At 71.2% G+C, this 26,731-nt stretch carries 23 protein-coding genes and 2 tRNA genes; 14 read left to right on the top strand and 11 right to left on the bottom strand.

The genetic code is table 11. The features are described from left to right. Positions 1–68: 68 nt before the first annotated feature. Entirely contained in the window at positions 69–584 is a 516-nt protein-coding gene (locus AB5L52_RS15530; RefSeq protein ID WP_369364539.1) for an NUDIX hydrolase, read from the bottom strand. Continuing rightward, positions 581–2,041, bottom strand: coding sequence for a zinc-dependent metalloprotease (locus AB5L52_RS15525; protein WP_351574849.1), 1,461 nt, complete (start codon positions 2,039–2,041; stop codon positions 581–583). The genes AB5L52_RS15530 and AB5L52_RS15525 overlap by 4 nt, the downstream gene beginning before the upstream one ends. A 191-nt stretch (positions 2,042–2,232) precedes the next feature. Between AB5L52_RS15525 and AB5L52_RS15520 the strand changes: the two genes are divergently transcribed. The 3 genes from AB5L52_RS15520 (at position 2,233) to AB5L52_RS15510 (ending at position 5,428) form a co-directional block, all read left to right on the top strand. Beyond that, the gene (locus AB5L52_RS15520; protein ID WP_351024041.1) at positions 2,233–3,345 is read left to right on the top strand and encodes an SDR family oxidoreductase; all 1,113 of its coding nucleotides are present in this window, start codon (positions 2,233–2,235) and stop codon (positions 3,343–3,345) included. Between the two features lie 121 nt (positions 3,346–3,466). Beyond that, positions 3,467–3,925 (top strand): molybdenum cofactor biosynthesis protein MoaE, encoded by a 459-nt coding sequence (locus AB5L52_RS15515; RefSeq protein ID WP_369364536.1) that lies wholly within the window; start codon positions 3,467–3,469, stop codon positions 3,923–3,925. A gap of 408 nt (positions 3,926–4,333) precedes the next feature. Further along, on the top strand, positions 4,334–5,428 hold the full coding sequence (locus AB5L52_RS15510; RefSeq protein ID WP_369364534.1) for a PDZ domain-containing protein: 1,095 nt from the start codon (positions 4,334–4,336) through the stop codon (positions 5,426–5,428). A 114-nt stretch (positions 5,429–5,542) separates the two neighbouring features. Here AB5L52_RS15510 and AB5L52_RS15505 read toward each other — a convergent pair whose 3' ends face one another. After that, positions 5,543–6,085, bottom strand: coding sequence for a PPA1309 family protein (locus tag AB5L52_RS15505; RefSeq protein WP_351024030.1), 543 nt, complete (start codon positions 6,083–6,085; stop codon positions 5,543–5,545). Between the two features lie 164 nt (positions 6,086–6,249). Between AB5L52_RS15505 and AB5L52_RS15500 the strand changes: the two genes are divergently transcribed. The 4 genes from AB5L52_RS15500 (at position 6,250) to AB5L52_RS15485 (ending at position 11,432) form a co-directional block, all read left to right on the top strand. Further along, complete coding sequence (locus AB5L52_RS15500; protein WP_351024214.1) at positions 6,250–9,141, top strand: UPF0182 family protein; 2,892 nt, start codon at positions 6,250–6,252, stop codon at positions 9,139–9,141. Between the two features lie 42 nt (positions 9,142–9,183). Continuing rightward, a tRNA-Met gene (locus AB5L52_RS15495) sits at positions 9,184–9,257 on the top strand. Positions 9,258–9,461: 204 nt separating this feature from the next. Then, positions 9,462–11,282, top strand: a complete 1,821-nt coding sequence (locus AB5L52_RS15490; protein ID WP_369364532.1) for a tetratricopeptide repeat protein — start codon at positions 9,462–9,464, stop codon at positions 11,280–11,282. A 76-nt stretch (positions 11,283–11,358) separates the two neighbouring features. Further along, positions 11,359–11,432 (top strand) — tRNA-Met (locus AB5L52_RS15485). Between the two features lie 143 nt (positions 11,433–11,575). Here the strand turns inward: AB5L52_RS15485 and AB5L52_RS15480 are convergent. After that, a complete protein-coding gene (locus tag AB5L52_RS15480; RefSeq protein ID WP_351024024.1) occupies positions 11,576–11,992 on the bottom strand; it encodes a Fur family transcriptional regulator in 417 nt (138 codons plus the stop codon). A gap of 149 nt (positions 11,993–12,141) precedes the next feature. Between AB5L52_RS15480 and AB5L52_RS15475 the strand changes: the two genes are divergently transcribed. Beyond that, positions 12,142–13,611, top strand: coding sequence for a catalase (locus AB5L52_RS15475; protein ID WP_369364529.1), 1,470 nt, complete (start codon positions 12,142–12,144; stop codon positions 13,609–13,611). 133 nt (positions 13,612–13,744) lie between these two features. On the opposite strand, the gene AB5L52_RS15470 is transcribed toward AB5L52_RS15475, so the two are convergent. Beyond that, a complete protein-coding gene (locus AB5L52_RS15470) occupies positions 13,745–14,140 on the bottom strand; it encodes a cyclic nucleotide-binding/CBS domain-containing protein (protein WP_369364527.1) in 396 nt (131 codons plus the stop codon). Positions 14,141–14,362: 222 nt separating this feature from the next. After that, positions 14,363–15,163 (bottom strand): histidinol-phosphatase, encoded by an 801-nt coding sequence (gene hisN / locus AB5L52_RS15465; RefSeq protein ID WP_351024016.1) that lies wholly within the window; start codon positions 15,161–15,163, stop codon positions 14,363–14,365. 179 nt (positions 15,164–15,342) lie between these two features. Between hisN and AB5L52_RS15460 the strand changes: the two genes are divergently transcribed. Next, positions 15,343–15,954 (top strand): TetR/AcrR family transcriptional regulator, encoded by a 612-nt coding sequence (locus AB5L52_RS15460; protein ID WP_351024013.1) that lies wholly within the window; start codon positions 15,343–15,345, stop codon positions 15,952–15,954. 25 nt (positions 15,955–15,979) lie between these two features. Here the strand turns inward: AB5L52_RS15460 and AB5L52_RS15455 are convergent, their stop codons facing one another. After that, positions 15,980–17,668, bottom strand: coding sequence for an ABC transporter family substrate-binding protein (locus AB5L52_RS15455; RefSeq protein WP_351024010.1), 1,689 nt, complete (start codon positions 17,666–17,668; stop codon positions 15,980–15,982). A 134-nt stretch (positions 17,669–17,802) separates the two neighbouring features. Between AB5L52_RS15455 and AB5L52_RS15450 the strand changes: the two genes are divergently transcribed. Genes AB5L52_RS15450 through AB5L52_RS15440 form a run of 3 tightly spaced genes read left to right on the top strand, consistent with a single transcriptional unit; the run spans position 17,803 to position 21,466 of the window. Then, the gene (locus AB5L52_RS15450) at positions 17,803–18,792 is read left to right on the top strand and encodes an ABC transporter permease (RefSeq protein ID WP_369364524.1); all 990 of its coding nucleotides are present in this window, start codon (positions 17,803–17,805) and stop codon (positions 18,790–18,792) included. Beyond that, positions 18,789–19,670: an ABC transporter permease gene (locus tag AB5L52_RS15445; RefSeq protein WP_369364522.1), complete on the top strand. Its 882-nt coding sequence runs from the start codon at positions 18,789–18,791 to the stop codon at positions 19,668–19,670. The genes AB5L52_RS15450 and AB5L52_RS15445 overlap by 4 nt, the downstream gene beginning before the upstream one ends. Then, positions 19,667–21,466 (top strand): ABC transporter ATP-binding protein, encoded by a 1,800-nt coding sequence (locus AB5L52_RS15440; RefSeq protein WP_351024002.1) that lies wholly within the window; start codon positions 19,667–19,669, stop codon positions 21,464–21,466. The genes AB5L52_RS15445 and AB5L52_RS15440 overlap by 4 nt, the downstream gene beginning before the upstream one ends. A gap of 39 nt (positions 21,467–21,505) precedes the next feature. Here the strand turns inward: AB5L52_RS15440 and AB5L52_RS15435 are convergent, their stop codons facing one another. The 4 genes from AB5L52_RS15435 to AB5L52_RS15420 form a co-directional block, all read right to left on the bottom strand. Next, positions 21,506–21,829, bottom strand: coding sequence for a multidrug efflux SMR transporter (locus tag AB5L52_RS15435; protein ID WP_351023999.1), 324 nt, complete (start codon positions 21,827–21,829; stop codon positions 21,506–21,508). 87 nt (positions 21,830–21,916) lie between these two features. Beyond that, complete coding sequence (rsgA, locus tag AB5L52_RS15430) at positions 21,917–22,927, bottom strand: ribosome small subunit-dependent GTPase A (RefSeq protein WP_351023997.1); 1,011 nt, start codon at positions 22,925–22,927, stop codon at positions 21,917–21,919. 9 nt (positions 22,928–22,936) lie between these two features. Continuing rightward, on the bottom strand, positions 22,937–24,277 hold the full coding sequence (aroA, locus tag AB5L52_RS15425) for a 3-phosphoshikimate 1-carboxyvinyltransferase (RefSeq protein WP_369364520.1): 1,341 nt from the start codon (positions 24,275–24,277) through the stop codon (positions 22,937–22,939). Positions 24,278–24,336: 59 nt separating this feature from the next. After that, complete coding sequence (locus tag AB5L52_RS15420) at positions 24,337–25,059, bottom strand: M50 family metallopeptidase (protein WP_351574886.1); 723 nt, start codon at positions 25,057–25,059, stop codon at positions 24,337–24,339. Between the two features lie 50 nt (positions 25,060–25,109). On the opposite strand from AB5L52_RS15420, the gene AB5L52_RS15415 reads away from it, so the two are divergent. Both AB5L52_RS15415 and AB5L52_RS15410 read left to right on the top strand, forming a co-directional pair. Beyond that, positions 25,110–25,925, top strand: a complete 816-nt coding sequence (locus tag AB5L52_RS15415) for an SOS response-associated peptidase (protein WP_369364517.1) — start codon at positions 25,110–25,112, stop codon at positions 25,923–25,925. Between the two features lies 1 nt (position 25,926). Further along, complete coding sequence (locus AB5L52_RS15410; protein ID WP_351023987.1) at positions 25,927–26,553, top strand: alpha/beta family hydrolase; 627 nt, start codon at positions 25,927–25,929, stop codon at positions 26,551–26,553. Positions 26,554–26,731 lie beyond the last annotated feature (178 nt).

Raw genomic sequence — 26,731 nt, 5'->3', positions numbered from 1 at the left:
AGGTGAGGGGTGACCGCGAGGACGGTCACCCCTTACTCGGTCTGCTCGGTCGGAGCCCGGTGACTCGGTCAGAGCCTGGCGCGCGTTGCCTCCAGCAGGCGTACGACCGATTCGTCCGCCACGTCGGCCACCTCGTCGTAGGCGAACCAGCGCAGGTCGAGGGACTCGTCGCTGATCGCCTCCACGGCCCCGTCCGGCGCCACGGCGGCGTACTGGACGTCCAGGTGCCAGGCGCAGGGCGTGTGGTGGCGGTCCAGGCGGACCGGCCCGCCGGACAGCAGGGTCAGGCCCGCGATACCGGACTCCTCGGTCGCCTCCCGCAGGGCGGCCTGTGCCAGCGTGGCGTCGCCCGGCTCGCAGTGGCCGCCCATCTGCAGCCACATCCGCAGCTTCCTGTGCAGCGTGAGCAGCACCCGGTCGCGCTCGGGGTCGATCACCAGCCCGCTGGCGGTGACGTGGCCCGTGTGGCAGGCCTTCCACATGCCGTCCGGGTGGGCCGCCAGATGGTCCAGGTAGGACTGGCGCAGCTCTTCCTGGTCCTCGTAGGCCTTCAGCACGAGGACCGCGTCGTCGTACAGGCTCACTCGGTGTCGTCGCCCTTGGCGTCGTCGTCCTTCTTGTGCACGTCGGGCTTGTGCAGGTCAGGCTTGTGCAGGTCCGGCTTGTCCGCCGCCTCGCCGAGCATCTTGTCCAGCTCGGAGAAGTCCAGCTGCTCGCGGTGGACGAAGCCGTCCGGGTCGTCCAGGTCGCCGGCCGTCGGCAGCATGTCCGGGTGGGCCCACAGGCCGTCCCGGCCGTCGACACCGCGCGCGTCCGTGAGCGAGGCCCACAGGCGGGAGGCGTCGCGCAGCCGGCGCGGGCGCAGCTCCAGGCCGATCAGCGTGGCGAACGTCTGCTCCGCCGGGCCGCCGGTCGCGCGGCGCCGGCGCAGGGTCTCGCGCAGCGCGTCGGCGGACGCCAGACGCGGCTTCGCGGCCGCGTGGACCACCGCATCCACCCAGCCCTCGACGAGCGCCAGAGCGGTCTCCAGACGGGCCAGGGCGGCCTTCTGCTCGGGCGTGTCCTCCGGCTGGAACATGCCCTGCTGAAGGGCGTCCTGCAGCTGCTCGGGGTTCTGCGGGTCGAACTGGCCGACCACGTCCTCCAGCTTGGCCGTGTCGACCTTGATCCCGCGCGCGTACCCGTCGACCGCGCCGAACAGGTGCGAGCGCAGCCACGGCACATGTGCGAAGAGGCGCTGGTGGGCCGCCTCGCGCAGGGCGAGGTAGAGCCGCACCTCCTCCTGGGGCACGCCGAGGTCCTTGCCGAAGGCCTCCACGTTGGCCGGGAGCAGCGCGGCCTTGCCGGCCGGGCCGAGCGGCAGGCCGATGTCGGTCGAGCCGATGACCTCGCCCGCGAGCACGCCGACGGCCTGCCCGATCTGCGTGCCGAACATGGCGCCGCCCATCGAGCGCATCATGCCGATCAGCGGGCCCGCCATGGCCTGCATCTCCTCCGGCAGGACGTCGCCCATGGCCGCGCCGACCCGCTCGGCGACCGGGTCGACCAGCTCCTGCCAGGCGGGCAGGGTCGCCTCGACCCACTCCGCGCGGGACCAGGCCACCGCCGAGGCGGAGCCCGACGGCAGGGACGTCGCGTCGTCCAGCCACAGGTCGGCCAGGCGGACGGCCTCCTCGACCGCCTTGCGCTCGGCCGGGCCCACGCTGGCGTCCTTCGTGCCGTCCGGGGCGCCCTGGGCGACCGTCTGGCGGGCGATCTGCTTGGCCATGTCCCAGTTCACCGGACCGCCCTCGTAGGAGAGCATCTGGCCCAGCTGCTGGAAGGCGGCGCCCAGGTCGGTGGGGTTCAGGGAACCGAACATGGCAGCGAGCGGATTGTCGGCGCCGGGGCCGCCAAAGCCCCCGGCTCCAGGCAGGCCGCCGAAGCCGAACGGGTTGGCCTGTCCCTGCCCACCACCGCTCTGCTGGTCCTTCTTCTTGCCCTCGTCGCCGTCCTCCGGCTCCTCCGGCGGAAGGCCGAAACCGAATGGGGTGTCACTCACGGGAATCCTCGGCTGGTAAGGCCACCGGTTCTCTCCGGCGGCACGGCTGCCCGACAACACCACCCAGCGTAGACACCCGGACCCGATCGGGCCTCGGTGCTTCGCCCACAGCAGGCCTGCGGCAGGATGGATGCACCTGGTACGTACGCGTCACTCGCGCTCGTATTGAAGACAACCGCTGGAGACGCCCGGTGAGTTCCCCAGATCCACAGGTTCGCGCAGCGCGAAACCCGTCAACCCCGTCCGCCGTGCGCGGACCCGTCGTCGCGGTCACCGGCGCCGCCGACGGGGTCGGCGCCCTGCTCACCGAGCGGCTCGCCGCCTCCGAGGAGATCAGGCAGGTCGTCGCCATCGACGAGCGGCGCGGCGAGTGCGCGGCCGCCACCTGGCACATCCTCGACGTGCGCGACCCCGCCATCGCGGACAAGCTGCGCGGTGCCGACGTGGTCGTCCACCTCGCGCTCGACCTGGATCTGGAGACCGATCCGGCGGCTCGCACCGCTTACAACGTCCGGGGGACCCAGACCGTCCTCACGGCCGCCGCGGCGGCCGGCGTGCACCGGGTCGTGCTGTGCACCTCGGCGATGGTCTACGGCGCGCTGCCGGACAACGAGCTGCCCCTTGCGGAGGACGCCGAGCTGCGAGCGACCGCCGAGGCCACCGGGGTCGGGGACCTGCTGGAGATCGAGCGGCTGGCGCGCCGGGCGCCGCGGGCGCATCCGGGGCTGAACGTCACCGTCGTACGGCCCGCGGTGCTGGTCGGCGGCACGGACACGGCGCTGACCCGGTATTTCGAGTCGCCGCGGCTGCTCGTCGTCGCCGGGTCGCGGCCCGCGTGGCAGTTCTGCCACGTCGAGGACCTGTGCGGTGCGCTGGAGTACGCCGTCCTGGAGAAGGTCGACGGGGAGCTGGCGGTGGGCTGCGACGGCTGGCTGGAGCAGGAGGAGGTCGAGGAGCTGAGCGGGATCCGGCGGATGGAGCTGCCCTCGGCGGTCGCGCTGGGCGCGGCGGCCCGGCTGCACCGGATCGGGCTCACGCCGTCCCCGGCGGGCGATCTGGCGTACACGATGTACCCCTGGGTGATCAGCGGGAGCCGGCTGCACGACGCCGGGTGGCGGCCGCGGTGGACCAACGAGGAGGTGCTCGCGGAGCTGCTGGAAGAGGTGTCCGGGCGGCACACGGTCGCCGGGCGGCGGCTCGGCCGCAAGGACGCCACGGCCGCGGGTGCCGCCGGGGCGACGGTCGCCCTGCTGGGCGCCGCGGCCGTCGTACGGCGGGCCCGGAAGGCCCGGCGGCGCGTGTGAGAGCGCCGGGTGGGACCGCCCGCCGGCGCGGCCACGTCGTACGAGCCTCCAAAACGCTCCACGCGCGTGCCTGGTGAATCTCGTATTCCCCCGTGTCACAGGCGTGCGGCACGATGGGGGTATGGCACACGCGAACGAGTACCCCGGCGAGCAGGCGGCGCAGGATCCCATCAAGCTGATCGGGGTCCGGCAGACCGCGCTCTCCGTGGACGAGGTGTTCCAGGCGGTCGGGGACGCCGCGGCCGGCGGCGTCGCGCTGTTCGTGGGGACCGTGCGCAACCACGACGGGGGCGCGGACGTGGACGCCCTCGGGTACTCCTGCCACCCCAGTGCCGAGGCCGAGATGCGGCGGATCGCCGAGAAGGTCGTGGCCGAGTATCCGGTGCGGGCGCTGGCCGCCGTGCACCGGGTGGGAGACCTGCGGGTCGGGGACCTCGCCGTGGTCGTCGCCGTGGCCTGTCCGCACCGGGCCGAGGCCTTCGACGCCTGCCGCAAGCTGATCGACGACCTCAAGCACGAGGTGCCGATCTGGAAGCACCAGAAGTTCTCCGACGGCACCGACGAATGGGTCGGGGCGTAGCGCCGTCCTCGAGGGGTGGTGGCCGGGCGACGGGAGGGCGGGTGGGGGCCTGCTGAGGTCCGTCACCCGGAGCACCCCCGCACCTCCGGTTGCGTAACCGGCCCCCCGGCGCGAGCGTTGTCAGTGCGGATGGTTAATCTGCTGATCAGTCAGTTGCGGACGCTCATGGCGTTGGGAGGTCGGCAATGGGGGCGCTTGTCTGGCTGCTGATTCCGTTTGTGGCCGCGATCGGTGGCGGACTGTGGGGCAGTTGGGCCAGCCGGACCCGTAAGGTGCGCGGCGACGGCCCTGAGCTGGATGGCTACGCGCGGTTCCGTGCGGCCATGGAGAAGTCCCACACGGGTCCCGGCGGCGCGTGACGGGGTGCCCTGACGGTGCGCTGACAGAGGCGTCCCGTACTGTCGTGCCATGCCACGCCGCACCGCGACGATGCTCGCCTCCACCCTGATGCTGATCGCGCTCCTGTGCGCCGGAGTGCTCATCCCCGTGCCGTACGCGGAGATGTCGCCGGGCCCGACCGTGAACACGCTGGGGGACCACGACGGCGCGCCGGTGCTGCAGATCACCGGGCACAAGACGTACCAGACCGACGGCCACCTGAACATGACGACCGTACGGGTGACCAGCGCGGACTTCCGGATGAACCTGGTGGAGGCGGTCTACGGCTGGCTGGACCACGACACCAAGGTCGTCCCGCACGACACGCTCTACCCGAACGGCACGACGGAGCAGCAGTCCTCGCAGCAGAACGCCGAGGAATTCAGCCAGTCCCAGGAGAGCGCCAAGGTCGCCGCCCTGAAGGAGCTGGGCGTCCCGGTGACGTCCTGGGTGATCGTCTCCACCGTGGTCAAGGGCTCGCCGGCCGAGGGCAAGCTGCACGCCGGTGACGTGATCAAGGCCGTGGACGGCACGGCCGTGAAGCAGCCCGCCGACGTCGCCAAGTTCGTCACGAAGCACAAGCCCGGTCAGAACGTCGCCTTCACGGTCGTCCCGGCCAAGGAGCAGGCCGCCGCCGTGAAGGCGCACAGGACGGCAACGAAGACGCAGGACGTCACGATCACGACGACCACCTCCGACGACAGCGGCGCCAAGCGCGCCATCGTCGGGATCTCCGCCGGGACCGACCACACCTTCCCGTTCGACATCGACATCAAGCTGGCCGACGTCGGCGGGCCGAGCGCCGGTCTGATGTTCGCCCTCGGCATCTACGACAAGCTGACCCCGGGCAGCCTGACCGGCGGAAAGTTCATCGCCGGTACCGGCACCATCGACGACAACGGCACCGTCGGGCCGATCGGCGGCATCGAGATGAAGACCGTCGGCGCCCGCGACAACGGCGCCCAGTACTTCCTGACGCCGGCCGAGAACTGCGCGGCCGCCGCCAAGGACACGCCGAGCGGGCTCACGCTGGTGAAGGTCAAGACGATCGGGGACGCGCTGGACGCGCTGAAGGACATCCGCAGCGGGAACACCGCGGTGCTGCCCCAGTGCACCAAGGGCTGAGCCGCCCCTGACACGGCTGGGGGCGCCCCGCGAGGCAGGGACGCCCCCATCGCCGTACCGGAAGGGACGTCACGGGAGACGTCACAGAGGAGGACGTGCCGAGGACGGCGGGCGTCAGTCCGCGAACGTCGCCGCCAGGGCCTCCGCCAGGCCGGGCACCAGGTCCGGGCCGGTCAGGACCTCCGTCGGGGAGTCCTTCTCGCGCAGCCGCACCGCCGACTCACGGCCGCCGTCGCGCAGCACCGCGACCGTCATGCGCACCTCCTGGCGCTCCGGGTGCTCGGCGACCCACCTGGTCAGCTTGGCCTCGCTCAGGTTCTGTGGGACCTGCGCCTCGGCGGACGGCGGCAGCATCAGGCGCTCCACCGAGAGTGCGCAGCCGGCCACGGCGTCGGGCCAGGCGATGGTGCCGAGGAACTCGTCCAGCGGCTTGCCGGACGGGAGCTCGTCCTGCTCGATCGGGGTGAGACCGGCGGACTCGGACGCGTCCTGAAGGCCCAGCTGGGCCGCGAGCGCGGGTTCCTGAGCCCGCAGCCGTGCGGTGTCGACAAGGGCGAAGAGACGGGCGGGCTGGTCCCAGCCGAGGCCGGAGACGTACTCGTCGATCTCGAGTACGGCCCGGGTGAGCGGGCTCGCTGCCATGGGAGTGTTGGACATGGTCACAATCCTGCCTCGTTCCCCGCCTGAATCGGGAACCGAGTGCGGCGTGAGTAAGTTGCATATGTGTTGGCCCGCGATCACGGGGGGCCACGGAGGGCCCGCGAACACGAGGGCCTGACGGATCGACAGCGAACTTCGAGGTGCGCACCTTGGCTTTCCAGATGCCGGACCGCGGCGGAGGCCCGACGGGGCCGCGGATCAGAGCGGGCCGCCCGTCCCGGCGGGTCCGGACCCTGCTCATGACACTGGGCGTCCTGGCCGTCCTCGGCATGGCGTTCACCATGTTCGCGGGCTTCTGGACGGACTGGCTGTGGTACCGGTCGGTGCACTACTCGTCGGTGTTCACGACCATGCTGTGGACCAAGATCGGCCTCTTCTTCGTCTTCGGCCTGCTGATGGCGGTCGCGGTGGGGGTCAACATCTGGCTGGCGCACCGGCTGCGGCCCCCGCTGAGCGCCATGTCCATGGAGCAGCAGAGCCTCGACCGCTACCGGATGGGCATCGCGCCGTACAAGAAGTGGCTGCTGCTCGCCGTCACCGCGCTCGTCGGGCTGCTCGCCGGCGCCTCGGCGGCCGGCCAGTGGCGGACCTGGCTGATGTGGGTCAACGGCGTGCCCTTCCACCAGAAGGACCCCCAGTTCCACCTCGACGTCGCCTTCTACGCCTTCGACCTGCCCTGGTACCGCTTTCTGCTCGGCTTCGGCTTCGCCACCGCCATCCTGTGCCTGATCGCCGCCGCGCTCACGCACTATCTCTACGGCGGGCTGCGCGTCACCAGCCCCGGCGCCCGGGCCACCGCCGCGGCGACCGGGCATCTGTCGGTGCTGCTCGGCATCTTCGTCGCCCTGAAGGCGGTCGCCTACTGGCTCGACCGGTACGGCCTGGCCGTCAAGTCCAGCGACTTCAAGGCGACCGGCGAATGGACCGGCCTGCGCTACGTCGACGCCAACGCCTATCTGCCGGCGAAGACGATCCTGTTCTGCATCGCCGTCATCTGCGCGCTGCTCTTCTTCGCCACGCTGTGGCGGCGCACCTGGCAGCTGCCGGTCATCGGCTTCGGCCTGATGGTCCTCTCGGCGATCCTGATCGGCGGGCTGTACCCGGCGATCGTGCAGAAGTTCCAGGTCCAGCCCAACGAGCAGGCCAAGGAAGCGCCGTACGTCCAGAAGAACCTCAGGGCGACCCGTGAGGCGTACGGCATCGACGACGCCAAGGTCACCGAGTACTCCGGTCAGTCCACGACGAAGGACAAGACCAAGCTGCGCGACGACGCGAACGACGCGGCGAGCATCCGGATCATGGACCCGAACATCGTCTCGCCGACGTTCCAGCAGCTGCAGCAGATGAAGAACTACTACGGCTTCCCGACCAACCTGGACGTCGACCGGTACCGCTCCAAGGACGGCAAGGACCAGGACACGGTCATCGGCCTGCGCGAGCTGAACCTGGACGGCATCCCGAAGAACAACTGGATCAACGACCACTTCCGCTACACCCACGGCTACGGCGTGGTCGCCGCCAAGGGCACCGAGGCCGACTCCCAGGGCCAGCCCGTCTTCACCGAGTACGACATGCCGTCCACGGGCGACCTCGGCGCCTACCGGCAGGCGATCTACTACGGCGAGAAGACGACCACGTACTCGATCGTCGGCGGTCCCCAGAAAGAGATCGACTACTCCGACAACAACGGCGAGAAGACCACCAGCTACCCCGGCAAGAGCGGGGTCAACCTCGACAACCCGATCAACCGGGCCGCGTACGCGGTGGTCTTCAACGAGCCGCAGATCCTCTACTCGGGCGCGATCGGCAAGGGCTCGCGGATCCTGTACAACCGCACGCCCAAGGAGCGCGTCGAGGCGGTCGCCCCCTGGCTGACCATCGACGGCGACGCCTACCCGGCGGTCGTGAACGGCCGCATCCAGTGGATCGTCGACGCCTACACGACGTCGAACGGCTACCCGTACTCCTCCCGCACGACCCTCGGGGACACGACGGCCGACTCGCTGACCGCCACCAACAACAACCGCACCGTGGTGGCTCAGCAGAACCAGGTCAACTACATCCGCAACTCGGTCAAGGCGACCGTCGACGCGTACACCGGCGAGGTCAAGCTGTACCAGTGGGACACCAGGGACCCGGTACTGAAGACCTGGATGAAGGCGTTCCCGGGCACGGTGCAGCCGAGGAGTGCCATCTCCCCGGAGCTGATGGCCCACCTGCGCTTTCCACAGGACCTGTTCAAGGTCCAGCGCGAGCTGCTCACCCGCTACCACGTGACGGACGCGCAGACGTTCCTCACCGGCAGCGAGGTGTGGCAGGTGCCGGACGACCCGACGAACAAGTCGGGCAATGCGGTGCCGCCGTACTACCTGAGCATGAAGATGCCCGACCAGAGCCGGCAGGCGTTCTCGCTGTCGACGACGTTCACGCCCAACGGCCGGGACAACCTGAGCGCGTTCATGACGATCGACGCCGAGGCCGGCAGCAGCGACTACGGCAAGATCAGAATCCTGAAACTGCCGACCAGTACGACGGTCGACGGGCCGAAACAGGTGCAGAGCCAGTTCAACTCCGAACAGGACATCGCCGCCGCGATCAAGCTCCTCAAGGGCGGCGACTCCGATATCGAGTACGGCAACCTGCTGACCGTGCCACTGGACAATGGACTGCTCTATGTGGAGCCGGTGTACGTGCGCGGTGGCGGGCTGAAGTACCCGCTGCTGCGCAAGGTGTTGGTCACCTATGAGGGCAAGACGGCGTTCGAGAACACGCTCGGCGAGGCCCTGGACAAGGTCTTCGGCACGACGGGTTCGACCACCACACCCCCGGACACCGGCACCACCCATCCGCCCACGTCCACCAACCCGACCGTCCAACAGGCCCTGGACGACGCCCAGAAGGCGTACGACGCCGGCCAGAAGGCCCTGCAGGCGCCGAACGGGCCGGACTGGACCGCCTACGACAAGGCCCAGAAGGACCTGAAGGCCGCGCTGAAGCGGGCCCAGGACGCGGAGGCCGCCGCCGGCAGAAACGGGGGCGGGAAGAAGGGCTGATCAAGTCCCCTCCGCGCCGTGGTACTGTTACCAGGCAAACGGCGCGGGGTGGAGCAGCTCGGTAGCTCGCTGGGCTCATAACCCAGAGGTCGCAGGTTCAAATCCTGTCCCCGCTACTGCGATCGAAGGCCCGGATCCCTTGGGATCCGGGCCTTCGTGGTGTGCGAACTCATGTACTGAGGGGAGGGACGGCCGCGCCGCCGTGGGGAGTTGAGTGGGGTGTGTTTGACTTGTCGTCCTGTGGGCATGTCGACAAAACGCTGAAGTGACCTCACGGGCTGCGGTATACCGGGTGTACCCAGGTTGCAGGTGGTGCGACGATGGACGTTATGGGGGACAAGGCAACTCTGTTCGAGTCAGGGCGATTTGTGCAGCCTTCCGTTGAGGAGCCGACCCGCGACGAGTTGAGTGACATGGCGGACGCCGCCGAAGAGGTGCGCCTCGCGCTCGCCGCGCAGAACGGCGACGCCGAGGCGGCGAGCGTCCTCGGCGCGGTGCTGCTGCGGCGTGGCGACCTCGACGGAGCCGAACCCCATCTGCGGGCCGCCACCGCGGCCGGTGACCGGGCCGCAGCCAACAACCTCGGTGTCCTTCTGCACCAGCGCGGCTACCCCGAGGAGGCCGCCGGCTGGTGGCGCATCGCCGCCGTCGCCGGCTCGGCCGCCGCCGCGCACGCACTGGGCCGCTACCACCGCGAGCGCGGGGACGAGCCCGCCGCCGAGTACTGGCTGCGCCAGTCCGCCGAGCAGGGCCATGTCCTCGGCGCCTACGCGCTCGCCGATCTGCTGGAGCACCGCGGGGACGTCGGCGCCGAACACTGGATGCGTGCGGCGGCCGAGCGCGGCCACCGGGAGGCGGCGTACCGGCTGGCGCGCGCGCTCGACCGTCCGGCCGGACCCGAGGACGAGAACGGGGCTGACAACGCTGTCGCCGAGGCCGAGCAGTGGTATCGGCAGGCCGCCGCGCGCGGCCACCGGCGCGCCGCGCTGCACCTCGGGGCGATCCTGGAGAAGCGGGGCGAGCTGAAGGAGGCCGGGCGCTGGTACCTGACCTCGGCCAAGGACGGCGAGGCCCGGGCCGCCTGCGCGCTGGGCTTTCTGCTGCGCGACGCCGGGGACACCGAGAGCGCGGCCGTGTGGTGGCTGCGCGCCGCCCAGCACGGCGACGGCAACGCGGCCAACGCGCTCGGCGCGCTGCACGCGGAGCGCGGTGAGACCCAGACCGCCGAGCGCTGGTACCGGGCGGCGCTGGACGCCGGCGACGACAACGGCGCGTACAACCTCGGGCTGCTCTGCGCCGAGCAGGGGCGCACCGCGCAGGCCGAGCAGTGGTACCGGCGCGCGGCCTACGCCGGGCACCGGGAGGCCGCCAACGCGCTCGCCATCCTGCTGCTCCAGGGCAGCGACACCACCGGCGCCGAGCCGTGGTTCTCCAAGGCCGCCGAGGCCGGCAGCGTGGACGCCGCGTTCAACCTCGGGATCCTCTACGCCGGACGGGGCACGGAGCAGGGCGCGGAGATGGCGCTGCGCTGGTACGAGCGGGCGGCCGCCGCCGGGCACACCGAGGCCGCGCTCCAGGTCGGGATCGCCCGGCTGCGCGACGGTGACGAGCCGGAGGCCGAGCGGCATCTGCGGTGCGCGGCGGGCGGCGGCAGCGCGGAGGCGGCGTACCGGCTGGCCACCCTGCTCGATGCGCGCCGGCCGCCGGAGCCGGCGCATGAGCTGGGCGAGATCGTGCACGAGAAGACCGAGTGCGAGGAGTGGTACGAGCGCGCGGCCACGCAGGGGCACCGGCGGGCGCAGGTGCGGGTCGGCATGCTCGCGGCGGCGCGCGGGGACGTGGTCGAGGCGGCGCGTTGGTACCGGGCGGCGGCGGAGGCCGGGTCGCGCAACGGCGCCTTCAATCTCGGGCTGCTGCTGGCGCGGGAGGGGAGCGAGCCGGAGGCGGCGGTGTGGTGGACGCGGGCCGCGGATGCCGGGCACGGGCGGGCGGCGCTGCGGCTGGCGCTGGTCTACGCGCGTCGGGGAGAGCTGGCGGAGGGGCAGCGCTGGGCGGACCGGGCGGTCGCGCTGGGACCGGCGGAGGTGTCGGAGCGGGCGGGACGGCTCAGGGACGCGCTGCGAGAGGAACTCTCGGCGTGAACAAGTGACCCCGGCCACGTCGCCGGTAACCGATTTGCTTCCGCCCACCTCCCTCACGTAATGTCGTGTTCACCGACGCGGGGTGGAGCAGCTCGGTAGCTCGCTGGGCTCATAACCCAGAGGTCGCAGGTTCAAATCCTGTCCCCGCTACTGAAGGCTGAGGGCCGGAATCCAGAAATGGGTTCCGGCCCTCGGTCGTTTCCAGATGCCGGGGCAGAAAATCAGGTGTCAGGGCGCGAATAAAGAATCAGGGCACAAAAAAGAGGGGGCTTGCGCCCCCTCCCGCTCACGGTTCACGCGCCTGCGCAGTCCGGACACAGCCCCCGGTACGTGACCTCGACGTCCGACACCGTGAAGCCGAAGCGCTCCGTGTCGGGGAGGTCGGCGAGCGGGTTGCCCGTCGGGTGGACGTCGCGGATCGCGCCGCAGCGGGCGCAGACCAGGTGGTGGTGCGGCCGGTGCGCGTTCGGGTCGTAGCGCTTGGCGCGTTTGTCCGTGGCGACTTCCAGGACCTCGCCGAGCGAGACCAGCTCACCCAGCGTGTTGTAGACCGTCGCCCGGGAGATCTCCGGCAGCTTCGCGACAGCCCGTGCGTGGACCTCGTCGGCCGTCAGATGGACGTGCTCGCCTTCGAGGACCTCGGCCACGACGCGCCGCTGCGCGGTCATCCGCCATCCGCGTCCACGCAGCCGTTCCAGAAGGTCGCTCATGGCCATCAGCCTAACAGCAAGGGGGACCAGGACGGGAATAGGTGTGAGATTGGATCCTGAGTTGACTTGGACAATGTCCAATGTAGGATCGATGACGGCTTTGGCCCTGGGGCAGGACTAGGGCGGGACTGGGACAGGACTGGTCAGCAATGACGCAGGAGGCGCACGTGACGCAGGGACCGCTCACCACGGAGGCCGGTGCCCCGGTCGCCGACAACCAGAACAGCGAGACGGCGGGCGTCGGTGGGCCGGTCCTCGTCCAGGACCAGCTGCTGCTGGAGAAGCTCGCCCACTTCAACCGGGAGCGCATTCCGGAGCGGGTCGTGCACGCGCGGGGTGCGGGCGCCTACGGCACCTTCACGGTGACCGCCGATGTCACGCCGTACACGCGTGCCGCCTTCCTCTCCGGGGTCGGCAAGGAGACCGAGGTCTTCCTGCGCTTCTCGACCGTGGCCGGCAACCTCGGCGCGGCGGACGCGGTCCGTGATCCGCGGGGCTTCGCGCTGAAGTTCTACACCGAGGAGGGCAACTACGACCTCGTCGGCAACAACACGCCGGTGTTCTTCATCCGGGACGCGATCAAGTTCCCGGACTTCATCCACACGCAGAAGCGCGACCCGTACAGCGGCAGCCAGGAAGCGGACAACGTGTGGGACTTCTGGGGGCTCAGCCCCGAGTCGACCCACCAGGTGACCTGGCTCTTCGGCGACCGCGGCATCCCCGCGTCGTACCGGCACATGAACGGCTACGGCTCGCACACCTACCAGTGGAACAACGCGGCCGGCGAGGTGTTCTGGGTCAAGTACCACTTCAAGACCGACCAGGGGATCAAGAACCTCACCCAGGCCGAGGCCAACCGGATCGCCGGTGAGGATCCCGACTCCCACCAGCGGGATCTGCGGCAGGCCATCGAGCGCGGCCAGTTCCCGAGCTGGACCGTGCAGGTGCAGATCATGCCGGCGGCGGACGCGGCGGCGTACCGCTTCAACCCGTTCGACCTCACCAAGGTGTGGCCGCACGAGGACTACCCGCCCCTCGAGATCGGCAGGCTGGAGCTCAACCGCAACCCGCGGAACATCTTCGCCGAGGTCGAGCAGTCGATCTTCTCGCCCGCGCACTTCGTGCCCGGGATCGGCCCCTCGCCCGACAAGATGCTCCAGGGGCGCCTCTTCGCGTATGGCGACGCGCACCGCTACCGCGTCGGCATCAACGCCGACCACCTGCCGGTGAACCGTCCGCACGCCACCGAGGCGCGGACGAACGCCCGGGACGGCTTCCTCTACGACGGCCGGCACGGCGGCGCGAAGAACTACGAGCCGAACAGCTTCGGCGGGCCGCAGCAGACGGGCCGTGTGCTCTGGCAGGCCGCCTCTGCCGATGGCGCCACGGGCAACCACCCCACCCCGGCGCACACCGAGGACGACGACTTCGTGCAGGCGGGCAACCTCTACCGGCTGATGTCGGAGGAGGAGCGGGAGCGGCTGGTCGCGGGTCTCGCGGGTGCGATCGCGCCGGTCTCGCGCGAGGACATCGCCGAGCGGGCGATCGGCAACTTCCGCAAGGCCGACGCCGACTTCGGCAAGCGGCTGGAGGCGGCGGTGCAGGCACTGCGCGGCTGAGCCGCGTCACTGGCCGGCGGCACTGCCCGTGCCTCCTCCAGTGCCTCAAGATCCTGGGGGTGCCCCCAGGGCGGGCCGGATCCCCTGGTGCTCGGGGTCCGGCCCGTTCCGTTTGTTCAGGGCGCCGGCTTGTTCAGAGCGCCGGCGCCGGTTGGCGGGCCGGGGCCCAGCAGCGGATGATGTCGCGGACCGAGACGATGCCGGCGACCTCGCCGCGGTCGAGGACGACCAGGTGCCGGAAGCCGCCGTGGGCCATGGCGCGGGCGGCCTGCTCCAGGGTCCAGGTGGGGGCGGCGAAGACGACGTCGGTGGTGGTGTGGGCGTGGGTGCGTTCCGTGTCCGGGTTCTGGCCCAGGCCGATGGAGTTGAGGATGTCGCGTTCGGTGAGGATGCCTACGCCGCCGGCGTCCGGGTCGAGGACGACGGCGGCGCCGATACGGCGGGCGGACATCAGGGCGGCTGCCTGGCGCAGGGTGTGGGCGGGGCCGACGGTGAGGATCGCCGTGCTCATGGCGTCACGTACGAGCATGGGTGGAGCCACCTCCTAGGAATCCACGGAGCAAGTTCCTGGATTCACAAGTTCACAAGTGGGGGTGGCCTCAGAGTGCCAGGTAAAGGAGGGGTCAACAAGGGGGCGCGTGCGGCCAGTTGAGGGCGTGCGCGCGCATACCTCGACTGTGTCAAGTCACGAGATATCGGGACATGCATCCCCATCACCTGGCCGCACCGGTCCCGGTGCGGCCGCCCGGCTTCACGGGCGCGGGGTGAGATACCCCAGCAGCTCGTCGTGCAGCAGGCCGTTGGACGCCGCCGCGTTGCCGCTGTGCGGGCCCGGGCGGCCGTCGATGCCGGTGAAGGTGCCGCCCGCCTCCGTGACGACGATCGCGTTGGCCGCCATGTCCCAGAGCGACAGCTCCGGCTCCGCGCAGATGTCCACGGATCCCTCGGCGACCATCATGTACGGCCAGAAGTCGCCGTACGCGCGCGTGCGCCACACCTGGCGGGTGAGGTCGAGGAAGCCGTCGAGGCGGCCCTGCTCCTCCCAGCCGGAGAGGGAGGAGTACGCGAAGGAGGCGTCCGCGAGCTTGCCGACGCCGGAGACGTGGATGCGGGTCGCGGAGGTCAGGCTGCGGCCGGTGAAGGCGCCGTACCCCTTCGCGGCCCACCAGCGGCGGCCGAGGGCGGGGGCGGAGACGAGGCCCACGACGGGCTGGAAGCCGTCCTCGCCCGCCTCCATCAGGGAGATGAGCGTCGCCCAGACGGGGACGCCGCGGACGTAGTTCTTGGTGCCGTCGATGGGGTCGATCACCCAGCGGCGGGGGCCGGTGCCCTCGACTCCGTACTCCTCGCCGAGGATCGCGTCCCTCGGGCGGGCGCGCTGGAGCTGGCCGCGGATGAGTTCTTCCGCCGCCTTGTCCGCGTCGCTCACCGGGGTCATGTCCGGCTTGGTCTCGACCTTCAGGTCGAGGGCCTTGAAGCGGGCCATGGTGGCGGCGTCCGCGGCGTCCGCGAGGACGTGGGTGAGGCGCAGGTCGTCGAGGTAGTCCGGCATGTAGGGCACGGTATCTGTCGGGTGGGTGCGTGAGCTACTAGCGGCGGGGGTGGCGCGCTGACTGGTGTCGTGCGCTGCTGCTGGCGGCGTACAGATACGTGCGCTCGGGGTACGGGACCCTTGACAGTGCATGCCGGCGCGTCAAATCTGGGCGCAGAGTCGCTCAGCCCAGGGAGGCGATGATGCCTGCTGCCCGGGAGTCCCTGTTGGACGCCGCCTATACGGCTCTCGCGCGCCGGCCGTGGGTCGCGGTACGGATGGTCGACGTGGCCGCGGCGGCCGGAGTGTCCCGGCAGACCCTGTACAACGAGTTCGGCAGCAAGGACGGGCTGGCCCGGGCCCTGGTGCGGCGGGAGGCCGACGGTTATCTGGCCGGGGTCGAGCGGGCGCTGGCCGGTCCGGGCGAGCCGCGGGACCGGCTCACCGCCGTGGTCGAGTGGACGAGCTCCGCCGCCCGGGAGAACGCGCTGGTACGGGCCATGCTCACCGGCTGCTGGAGCGAACGGCTCCCCGCCCCGCCGCTCGCCGCCGTGCCGTCCCCCTCCTCGGTGCCGGCGCAGCGCCGCGCGGACGGGCCGCTGCCGACGCCCCGCGACTTCGTGCGGATCGTGCGGGACCGCGCGGTCACCGTCCTGACGGGACCCACCGCCGGCCCCGCCGACACCGCCGAGCTGACCCGCCCCTGCGAACTGGTCGTGCGCCTCGCCCTGTCCTGCGTCGCGGCACCGCCGGCGGAGGGCGGCGGCATGGCGGAGATGGTCCGGGTGATCGTCCCCCGCGAGTCGGTGTGATCCGTCCGGCGCCCCCGCCGCCTGCCTACTTCTTCAGCCAGCCCACCTTCGTGTAGTCGATGTCCGCCAGGCCCTCCGCGCCGAAGTTGGCCAGGCCGGAGCGGACGGCGACGATCTGGGGGCGCTGGTAGAGCTCGACGGAGTGGGCGAGGCGCCAGATCTCGTCGTCGGCCCGGTTGTAGAGGGCGGCCGCCGCCGACGGATCGGTGGTCTCGCCCGCCTGCTTCAGCAGCGCGTCGATCTTCGGGGAGCCGACCGACCCGAAGTTCTGGAAGAGGTTGCCGCCCCGGGGCCGGACGAAGACCGGGGTGAGCAGGGACTGGTAGACGGCGTCGACGTTGCGGAAGCTGGTCAGGTCGAAGTTGCCGCGGTTCACGAACTGGTTGAAGTAGTCGTTCGCCGGCACCTTCTTCAGCTCGACCCGCACCCCGGCCTGCGCGAGCTGCTGCTGCACCAGCTCGGCCTGGTCGGTCTGGGCGGCGTTGCCGCCGGCGCTGAGGACGTAGTCGAGGGCGAGCTGCTTGCCGCCCTTGGTGCGCGGCGCGCCCTCGCCGTTGTCCTTCCAGCCGGCCGCGTCGAGGAGCTTCTTCGCCTGGGCGAGGTCGAAGTCGGCGTTTCCGCCGGAGGTGTCCCGGTAGCCCTTCTGGTTGGGCATGAAGAAGTGGTTGTCGAGCGGCTTCAGTTCGAAGGAGAGGTCCTTGGCGAAGGCCTCGTCGATGCCCTTGCGGTCGAGGGCGTGCTGGATCGCCTGCCGTACCCGCAGGTCCTTCAGCGGGCCGCGACCGCCGTTGAGCGTGATGTGCACCTCGTCCCAGCGGGCGCCCCGCCGGATGTCCGTGTCCGGGGCCTTGACCAGCCGCCGGTAGTCCTCGGGCAGCAGCGCGGTGGTGTAGTCGATCTCCTTGTCGAGATAGGCGTCGGGGCGGGCGGACGCGTCGAGGACGCGGTAGACGATCGAGTCCAGCCTGGGCCGCGGGCCCCACCACTTGGGGTCCGGGACGAGTGTGACCGTCTGCCCGGTCCTGTCGTACTGGCCGATCTTGAAGGCGTTCCCGGAGACCGGCACCTTCTCGGCCCAGCCCTTGCCGAACTTGCCGGGGGTGTCGTAGTACGCCGCCGGGTACAGCGGGTCGAACAGCCGCTGCCAGTCGGCGTACGGCGTCCTGAAGGTCACCTTGACCCCGTGTGCGCCGGTGCCCTGCCCGACCTCGGCGATCTGGTCGTAGCCGCTGGTGTCGGCGGCCTCGTAGGCCTTGTCCGTGCCGTTCAGCGCCTGCCACTGGGCGTGGAAGTCGCGCCAGCTCAGCGGTGTGCCGTCGGACCACCTGGCCTTCGGGTTGAGTTCGTACTCGACGACCTGGGGGCTGGTGGAGGTCACCTTCGCGGAGAGCAGGAAGTCCGGGTTGATGTGGTGCGCGCCCTGGGCGTCGGAGTCGAACAGGTCGGGCAGGACGGTCTTGGCGATCTCCTGGGCGTCACCCTGCTGGCCGTCGACGTTGTTGATGTTGTACTGGGTGATCCACTGGTCGATCGCCACCTTCAGCGTGCCGCCCTGTCTCAGGTCGGCGACCGGGTGTGCGTTGATGTCCTGGCCGTCGGCCCTGGGTGCCGCCTTCCTGGGCGCGCCGTCCTGGTCCGAGGAGCCGCAGCCGGCCACCAGAAGCGCGGTGGCCGCGGTGGCGGCGATCCATGCGGCGGCGGGGGTGGGACGCATGTCGGTGTCCTTCGCGAGGTCGACGGTGGGATGCGCCGAACGTAGAACGCCGCAGGTCGGGCGGGGGAGGGCTCCGCGATTACTGACATGTTCTCTTCATGTCGCTGCAACAAGAGGACTGGACCATTTGAGGCGTGCCTCTCTACCTGGCCAAACGTCTCGGCTACCACGCCGTCCTGCTGCTGGCCGCCGTCTGCCTGTCGTACCTGCTGGCCTCGCTCGCGCTCGATCCGCGCGCCTACTACGCGGGCCGGCAGCCGCCGCTGTCCCCGAGCGCCGTGGACCACCACCTCACCGCGCTCGGCGTCAACGACCACCAGCCGCTGCGCGCACGCTTCCTGCACTGGGCCGACCGGGCCGTCCGCCACGGCGACCTCGGCGAGACCATCGACGGAACCTCCGTCAATGCCGAGTTCGGCCGGCGGATCGGGGTCAGCCTGCGGCTGCTGCTCGCGGGTACCGCCCTCGGCACGGTGGCCGGCGTCCTGGCCGGCGCCTGGACGGCCGTACGGCAGTACCGGTTCAGCGACCGCGCGGTCACCGTCGTCTCCTTCGCGCTGCTGTCCACGCCGGTGTTCCTGCTGGCGATCCTGCTGAAGACCGGCGCGGTCTGGTTCGACCAGACCACGGGCACCGATCTCATCCAGTTCACCGGTGAGAAGAGCGCGGGGCTGCACGGCGGATTCTGGACGGTCCTGAAGGACCGCTCCGTGCACCTGCTGCTGCCCACCGTCTCCGTCGCCCTGTTCGCCGTCGCGAGCTACAGCCGCTACCAGCGCAGCACCATGCTCGACGTCCTCGGCTCCGACTATCTGCGCACCGCCCGCGCCAAGGGGCTCGGCCGCCGGGCCGTGCTGCTCCGGCACGGGCTGCGCACCGCCCTCATCCCCATGTCGACCTACTTCTCCTACGGCTTCCTCGCTCTGTTCACCGGCGCCACCTTCACCGAGACGATCTTCGGCTGGCACGGCATGGGCGAGTGGTTCGTGAACTCCATCGGAAAGAACGACGTGAACTCGGTCGTCGCCGTGAACATCTTCGCCGCCGTCACCGTGCTGCTCTCCGGCTTCGTCGCCGACCTGCTGCACGCCGCCCTCGACCCGCGCATCCGGCGGGCGGCATGACGACCGCGACCCTCACGAAAGCACCGAGCGGCCGCTCCGCCCTCGTCCTGCGCCGGTTCCTGCGCCACAGATCCGCGCTCGCCGGCGCCGTCGTCCTGGTCCTGCTCTTCCTGCTCGCCTTCGCCGGACCCTGGCTGACCCCTTGGTCCTACGACCACATCGACTACGGCGCACTGCGCTCCGGGCCCAGCGCCCAGCACTGGTGGGGCACCAACCGCATCGGGCAGGACGTCTTCGCACAGACCGTGCGCGGACTGCAGAAGTCGCTGGTCATCGGGTTGCTGGTGGCCGTGCTGGCCACCGGGCTCGCCTCGCTCGTGGGCGCCTGCGCCGGCTACTTCGGCGGCTGGACCGACCGGCTGCTGATGTTCTGCGTCGACCTGCTGCTGGTCTTCCCGTCCTTCCTGGTCATCGCGATCGTCTCGCCCCGGCTGCGCTCCGCCGGCTGGATCGCGTTCGTCGGGCTGCTCGCCGTCTTCGCCTGGATGATCACCGCGCGCGTCGTACGCTCCATGACGCTGTCCCTGAAGGAGCGGGAATTCGTGCGCGCCGCCCGCTACACGGGCGTCGGACCGCTGCGGATCATCTGGCGGCATGTGCTGCCGAACGTCGCCTCCTTCCTGATCATCGACGCGACGATCCAGGTCGGCGGCGCGGTGATGAGCGAGACCGCGCTGTCCTACTTCGGCTTCGGCGTACAGCCGCCCGATGTCTCCCTGGGCACCCTGATCGCCTCCGGCACCGGCGCGGCCCTCACCTACCCGTGGATGTTCTTCTTCGCCGCCGGACTGCTCGTCGTGTTCGTACTCGCCGTCAACCTGGTCGGCGACGGACTGCGGGACGCCCTGGACCCGACCTCGAAGGGGGCGCCCCGATGAGCCCGCTGCTCGAAGTGACCGGCCTGGACGTCGACTTCGACGGTACGGCGGCCGTACGGGACGTGCGGCTGACCCTGGAGCGGGGCGAGGTCCTCGGGCTGGTCGGGGAGTCCGGCTCCGGCAAGTCCGCCACCGCCCTCGCCGTCCTCGGACTGCTGCCCGGCAACGCCACCACGCGCGGCTCGATACGGTTCGACGGCACCGAACTCCTCGGCGCGAGCGAGCGGGAGCTGACCCGGATCCGGGGCGGCCGCATCGCGATGGTCTTCCAGGACCCGCTCTCGGCGTTCACCCCCGTCCACCGTATCGGCGACCAGATCGCCGAGGCCGTCCGCGCCCACCGGGACGTCTCCCGCGAACAGGCCCGCGCCCGCGCCGTGGACCTGCTCGACCTCGTCGGCATCCCCGAACCCGCGCTGCGCGCCCGGGCGTTCCCGCACGAGTTCTCCGGCGGGATGCGCCAGCGCGCCATGATCGCCATGGCGATGGCGGCCGGACCCGACGTGATCCTCGCCGACGAGCCCACCACGGCCCTGGACGTCACCATCCAGGCCCAGATCCTCGACGTGCTGCGCACCGCCCAACGGGAGACCGGCGCCGCCGTCCTGCTGGTCAGCCATGACCTCGGCGTCATCGCCGGCCTCGCCGACCGGGTCGCCGTCATGCGGGACGGCCGGATCGTCGAGCAGGGGCCGGCGACCGAGGTCTTCCACCGCCCGAGCGCGCCCTACACCCGGCAGCTGCTCGCGGCCGTCCCCCGCATCGACACCCCGCGCCGGCCCGAACGCCCTTCCGGCGAACCGGTGTTGAAGGTGCGCGGCCTCACCCGCACCTTCCCCGTCCACGCGGGCGGCCTCATCAGGCGCCGCACCGGCACCGTGTACGCCGTCGACGGGGTCGACCTCGACATCCGGCGCGGCGAGACCCTCGCGCTGGTCGGCGAGTCCGGGTCCGGCAAGTCGACCACCCTCTTCGAACTGCTCGAACTGGCCGCGCCGGAAGGGGGAACGGCCGAGCTGTTCGGGGAGCGGCTCGGCACGCTCACCAAGGACCGGGTGCGGGCCCTGCGCCGCCGGATCCAGATCGTCTTCCAGGATCCGATGGCCTCTCTCGATCCCCGGATGCCCGTCGGCGACATCATCGCCGAGCCGTTGCGCACCCAGGGTGCCGACAAGGCCTCCGTGGCGCGCCGGGTGCCCGAACTCCTCGCCCAGGTCGGTCTCGACCCGGGCCACGCGGACCGCTTCCCGCACGAGTTCTCCGGCGGGCAGCGCCAGCGTGTGGGTATCGCCCGTGCGCTGTCCGTCGGGCCCGAGCTGCTCGTCCTGGACGAACCGGTCTCCGCGCTCGACGTCTCCGTCCAGGCCGAGGTGCTGGATCTGCTGCGGCGGCTGAAGCGGGAGTTGGGGCTCGCGTACTTGTTCGTCTCCCACGACCTCGCCGTCGTGCGGAACATCGCCGACCGGGTGAGCGTGGTCTATCTCGGCCGTACCGTCGAGGCCGGGCCCGTCGACGAGGTCTTCGCGCGGCCCCGGCACCCCTACACCCAGGCGCTGCTGTCCGCCGTGCCCGTGCCGGATCCGGCACGGGAGCGGGAGCGGCGGCGCGGGCGGATTCTGCTGCCCGGGGATCCGCCCAGCCCTACGCTGCGCTACGACGGGTGCCGGTTCCGGGCGCGGTGCCCGCTGGTCGCTTCGCTGACGGACGACGAGCGCAAGCGGTGTGCGCATGAGGTGCCGGAGTTCGCGGGGGACGGTGCGGCCTGCCACTTCGCGAGGGTGCGGGAGGTGCTGTAGCAGTTCCCTCCCGCTGCGGCAGTTCCTTCCCAGTGGGCCCTAGTGGGCCGAGCCCGAGAGCTGGAGGCCGATCACCCCGATGATGACCAGGCTGATGGAGACGATTTTGAGGGTGGAGACCAGGTCGCCGAGGAAGACCATGCCGTAGATCGCGGTGCCGGCCGCGCCGATGCCGGTCCAGACCGCGTAGGCGGGGCCGACGTCGAGTTTCTTCAGGGAGAGGGTCAGGAGGCCGAAGCTGCCGAGGGCGAACGACGCGAAGGCGACCGTCGGCCAGAGCCGGGTGAACCCGTGCGAGAGCTTCAGGCACACGGCGAAACCGGTCTCCAGAATCCCGGCCACGATGACCAGCAGCCACGCCATGTGGTGTCCTCCCGTTGATCCGGATCTCCGGCTCGGTGCGATTATGCACTTACCGGACCGGACCCCCGGCAAACAACGCGGAGGCCCTCAGTCGCCCTCCGTGCGCTCCCGCGTGGCCAGCAGCCGGCGCAGCGAGTACAGCCGCGCCGGATCCGCGTGCCCCTCCTCGACCCACGCGTCCAGTGCGCAGTCCGGCTCGTCGTGGCTGCATGCGCGCGGGCAGCCCTCCGTGCCCGGCTCCAGATCCGGAAACGCGTGGATGACCCGGGACGGATCGATGTGGGCGAGGCCGAAGGAGCGGACGCCCGGGGTGTCGATGACCCAGCCGTCCATGATCGTGAGCGGCAGCGCGAGGGCCGAGGTCGTGGTGTGACGGCCACGGCCCGTCACCGCGTTGACGCGACCCGTCGAACGCCGCCGGTCCTCCGGGACCAGCGCGTTGACCAGCGTCGTCTTGCCGACGCCCGAGTGGCCCACGAACGCGGTGATCCGGCCGTCCAGATGCCGGCGCACCCGGTCCGCCGCGTCCCCGTTCTCCAACTCGTCGCGGCTGGTGACGACGTACGGGATGTCCAGGTCGCCGTACAGCTCCAGCAGCTTGTCCGGCGGGGCCAGGTCCGACTTGGTCAACACCAGCAGCGGCTCCAGGCCACCGTCGTAGGCGGCGACCAGACAGCGGTCGATCAGCCGGGGGCGGGGTTCCGGGTCGGCCAGGGCGGTGACGATCGCCAGCTGGTCCGCGTTCGCCACCACCACCCGCTCGTACGGATCGTCGTCGTCGGCCGTGCGGCGCAGCACCGAGGCGCGCTCCTCGATCCGGACGATCCGCGCCAGCGTGTCCTTCTTGCCGGACAGATCGCCGACCAGCGCCACCCGGTCCCCGACCACCGCCGCCTTGCGGCCCAGCTCGCGGGCCTTCATCGCCAGCACGGTCCGGTCCTCGACCAGGCAGGTCAGCCGGCCCCGGTCGACGGTGAGGACCATGCCCCCGGCCGCGTCCTCGTGCTTGGGCCGGATGTTCGTACGCGGCCGGTTGCCCTTGCGGTTGGGACGGGTGCGGATGTCGTCCTCGTCGGTGTGCTTGCCGTAGCGGCGCATGACGTGTCCCTACTGCCCGAGCATCCCGGTCCACAGCTCGGGGAAGTCCGGCAGGGTCTTCGCCGTCGTCGCCACGTTCTCGATCCGTACGCCCTCGACCGCCAGGCCGATGATCGCGCCGGCGGTCGCCATGCGGTGGTCCTCGTAGGTGTGGAAGACGCCGCCGTGCAGCGGGCGCGGGCGGATGTGCAGGCCGTCGGCGGTCTCGGTGACGTCACCGCCGAGCTCGTTGATCTCCTTGGTGAGCGCGGCCAGCCGGTCCGTCTCGTGCAGCCGCAGATGCGCCACGCCCCGCAGGGTGGAGGGGGAGTCGGCGAGGGCCGCGACGGCCGCGATGCCGGGGGTCAGCTCGCCGACGTCGCTCAGGTCCACGTCGATGCCGTGGACCGCGCCGGAACCGGTGAACACCAGCCCGAACTCGGTGAGTTCGCAGGAGCCGCCCATCTCGGTGAAGATCTCCCGCAGCCGGTCACCCGGCTGGGTGGTGCGCTCCGGCCAGTCCGGGATCAGCACCTTGCCGCCGGTGACCAGGGCCGCCGCCAGGAACGGCTGGGCGTTGGACAGGTCCGGCTCGATCGTCAGGTCCCGGCCGAGCAGCGCGCCCGGCGTCACCCGCCACACGTTCGGCTCGCCGCCCGACTCCGGGGTGTCGACCTGGGCGCCGACCGCGCGCAGCATGTCGACGGTCATCCGGATGTGCGGCAGGGAGGGCAGGCTCGCGCCGGTGTGGCGGACCTCGACGCCCTGGTTGTAGCGCGGGCCGGACAGCAGCAGGGCCGACACGAACTGGGAGGACGAGGACGCGTCGATCGACACCGGGCCGCCGTCCAGGGCCCCGCCGCCGTGCACGGTCAGCGGCAGCGCGCCCCGGCCGTCGTCGTCGATCCGGGCGCCGAGCTGCCGCAGCGCGTCGATCACGCCGTGCAGGGGCCGTTCGTAGGACCGAGGGTCGCCGTCGAACCGGATGGGGCCGTCGGCCAGCGCGGCCACCGGCGGCAGGAAGCGCATCACCGTGCCGGCGTTGCCGACGTCGACCGTGGCCGGGCCGTGCAGCCCCGTCGGCAGTACCCGCCAGGCCTCGCCGGTGCCGTCGGGGCCGCCCGCGACGGAGGAGCTGGATGACACGGTCTCCTCGATCTGCACGCCCATGGCCCTGAGGGCACCGGCCATCAGCAGGGTGTCGCGGGAGCGCAGCGGGCGGCGCAGCCAGCCGGGCTCGGAGGCGAGGGCGGCCAGCACCAGTGCGCGGTTGGTGACCGACTTGGACCCGGGCACGTGGACCGTCGCGTCGACGGCCCCGCTCGCGTGCGGGGCGGGCCAGAGGGCGGAGTGTGCGGGGTTAACGGTCATGCGCCCCACTTTAGTGGCTGGGGGCGACCGTGGATCTCGGCCAAAAGCGCCGGAACCCGTCACACCTGCAGCAGCCAGCGGCCCCCGCCGATCAGCGAGCACAGGGTCACCGCGTGGAACAGGAACAGCCACAGCGCCGCCGGTACGTGCGTGAGCCGCGACAGCTGGTCCGCGTCCGAGTCGCCCGCTCCACCCCGGGACCGCTTCAGCTGCAGCTCGAACGGCGGCCGTACCCCGCCGAACAGCAGGAACCACACCACCGCGTACGCGAACGCCGCCTGCACCTGGGGTCCCGCCAGCCAGGACACCAGCAGGAAGGCGCCCCCGGCCAGCACCACGGTCAGCACGCCGTACGCGTTGCGGATCATCACCAGCATCACCACGAGCAGCGCCGTCGCCGCCCACAGCAGGAGGGTGATCCGGCCGGCGGCCAGCAGCGCGGCGCCGCCGAGGCCCAGCAGCGAGGGCGCCGTGTATCCGGCGGCGGCCGTCAGGATCATGCCCAGTCCGTACGGCTTGCCCCGGCTGACGGTGAGGCCGCTGGTGTCGGAGTGCAGCCGGATGCCGGTGAGCTGCCGGCCGGTGAGCAGCGCGACCAGCCCGTGGCCGCCCTCGTGCGCGATGGTGATCGCGTTGCGCGATATCCGCCACAGGGTGTGCGGCACGACGACGGCGAGGGCGGCGGCCAGCGTGGCGAGCACCACCCACAGGGCGGGGTCGGGCTGGGTGCCGGTGAGCCGGTCCCAGAGGCCGGTCAGCGAGGTGGCGGCGAGGCTGTCCATATGTCCGAGTGGCTCCCTGTGGCGGTACGGAGTCTGGCAGTGTGACATGTATGTGCGGACGGTATGCATCGAGTCGTAGGCCCGAGGATCTCGCAGGAGTCTTTGAGATCGAGAAGTGGGAGCCGGAAGAGACCCTGGAGCCGGACTACAACGTGGCGCCGACCAAGGAGGTCTACGCCGTCCTCGACCGTCCCGTGAAAGACGCGGACTCCCCGCGTCCGGTTCGCCAGCTGCGCAAGCTGAAGTGGGGACTGGTGCCGTCCTGGGCCAAGACGCCCGAGGGCGGAGCCCGGATGATCAACGCGCGCGCCGAGACCGTGCACGAGAAGCCGTCGTACCGGCGCGCCTTCGCCGCCCGGCGCTGCATCGTCCCCGCCGACGGCTACTACGAGTGGGTCACCGGCAAGGACGAGCGCGATCTGGAGGTCGAGGGCAGGAAGAAGCGGCCGCGCAAGCAGCCGTACTTCGTGCTGCCGGCCGACGGCTCGGTGTTCGCGATGGCCGGGCTCTACGAGTTCTGGCGCGACCGGACCCTGCCGGACGACCACCCGCAGGCCTGGTGGGTCACCTGCTCGGTGATCACCACGGAGGCCGAGAAGACGCCGCTGGCCGTGGCCCCCGCCGACGGCCCGCACACCCTGGCCGACATCCACCCCCGGATGCCGCTGATGCTCACCCCGGACCGCTGGGACGCCTGGCTCGACCCGGGCCGCACCGACCCCGACGACCTGCGCGAACTGCTGGCCCCGCCCCCGCCCGGCCTGAAGCGCGCCTACCCGGTCTCCACGGCCGTCAGCAACGTCCGCAACAACGGACCGGAGCTGCTGAAGGAGCTGGCGGCGCCGGAAGAGGGCACACTCTTCTAGCGTGATCGAGATTGTCGAGACCGATGCCGGGACCGCACGCATCACCTGGCACAAGGCGAAGAAGCCCGAGCTCGTCCTCGCCGTGAGCCACGGGGCCGGCGGGGGCGTCGAGGCACGGGACCTCCAGGCCCTCGCCCACGCGCTGCCCGCGCACGGCGTCACCGTGGCCCTTGTGGAGCAGCCCTGGCGGGTCGCGGGCAGGAAGGTCGCGCCCGCGCCGAAGACCCTGGACGCCGGGTGGCGCGGGATCTGGCCCGCGCTGGCCGGGATGGAGCTGCCGGTGATCTCCGGCGGGCGCAGCGCCGGGGCCCGGGTCGCCTGCCGCACCGCGGCCGAGCTCGGCGCGCACGCCGTGCTCGCGCTGAGCTTCCCGCTGCACCCGCCGGGCAAGCCGGAGAAGTCCCGCGCCGGGGAACTGCTCGGGGCCGGGGTGCCCACGCTCGTCGTGCAGGGCGGCAACGACCCCTTCGGGAAGCCGGCGGAGTTCCCGGAGGGCGATTTCGAGCTGATCGACGTGCCGTACGGCGATCACGGGTTCGCCGTGCCGAAACGCGCGGAGATCACCCAGGAGCGGGCCCTGGAGCTGATCACCGACGGTGTCGCACAGTGGCTCGGGTCACTCGGGTGACGCCCGGGAATGCGCGGTGCCGGACCGCTGTTGTGGCGGACAGAAGTGCTGAGGCCTCGGCACCGACGTCGTAGGAGAGGAAGTCCGCCGCATGGGTTCGACCATCTGCCCGCTCGTCGCCCACCACCGCCCTTCCGGCGACGCGCTGCGCGAGGCCTCTCCCGATTCCCGCAGCAAC

The sequence above is a fragment of the Streptomyces sp. CG4 genome, assembly GCF_041080655.1.
In the GTDB taxonomy this organism is placed as follows: Bacteria; Actinomycetota; Actinomycetes; order Streptomycetales; family Streptomycetaceae; genus Streptomyces.
This window is presented reverse-complemented; position numbering and strand designations above follow the sequence as displayed.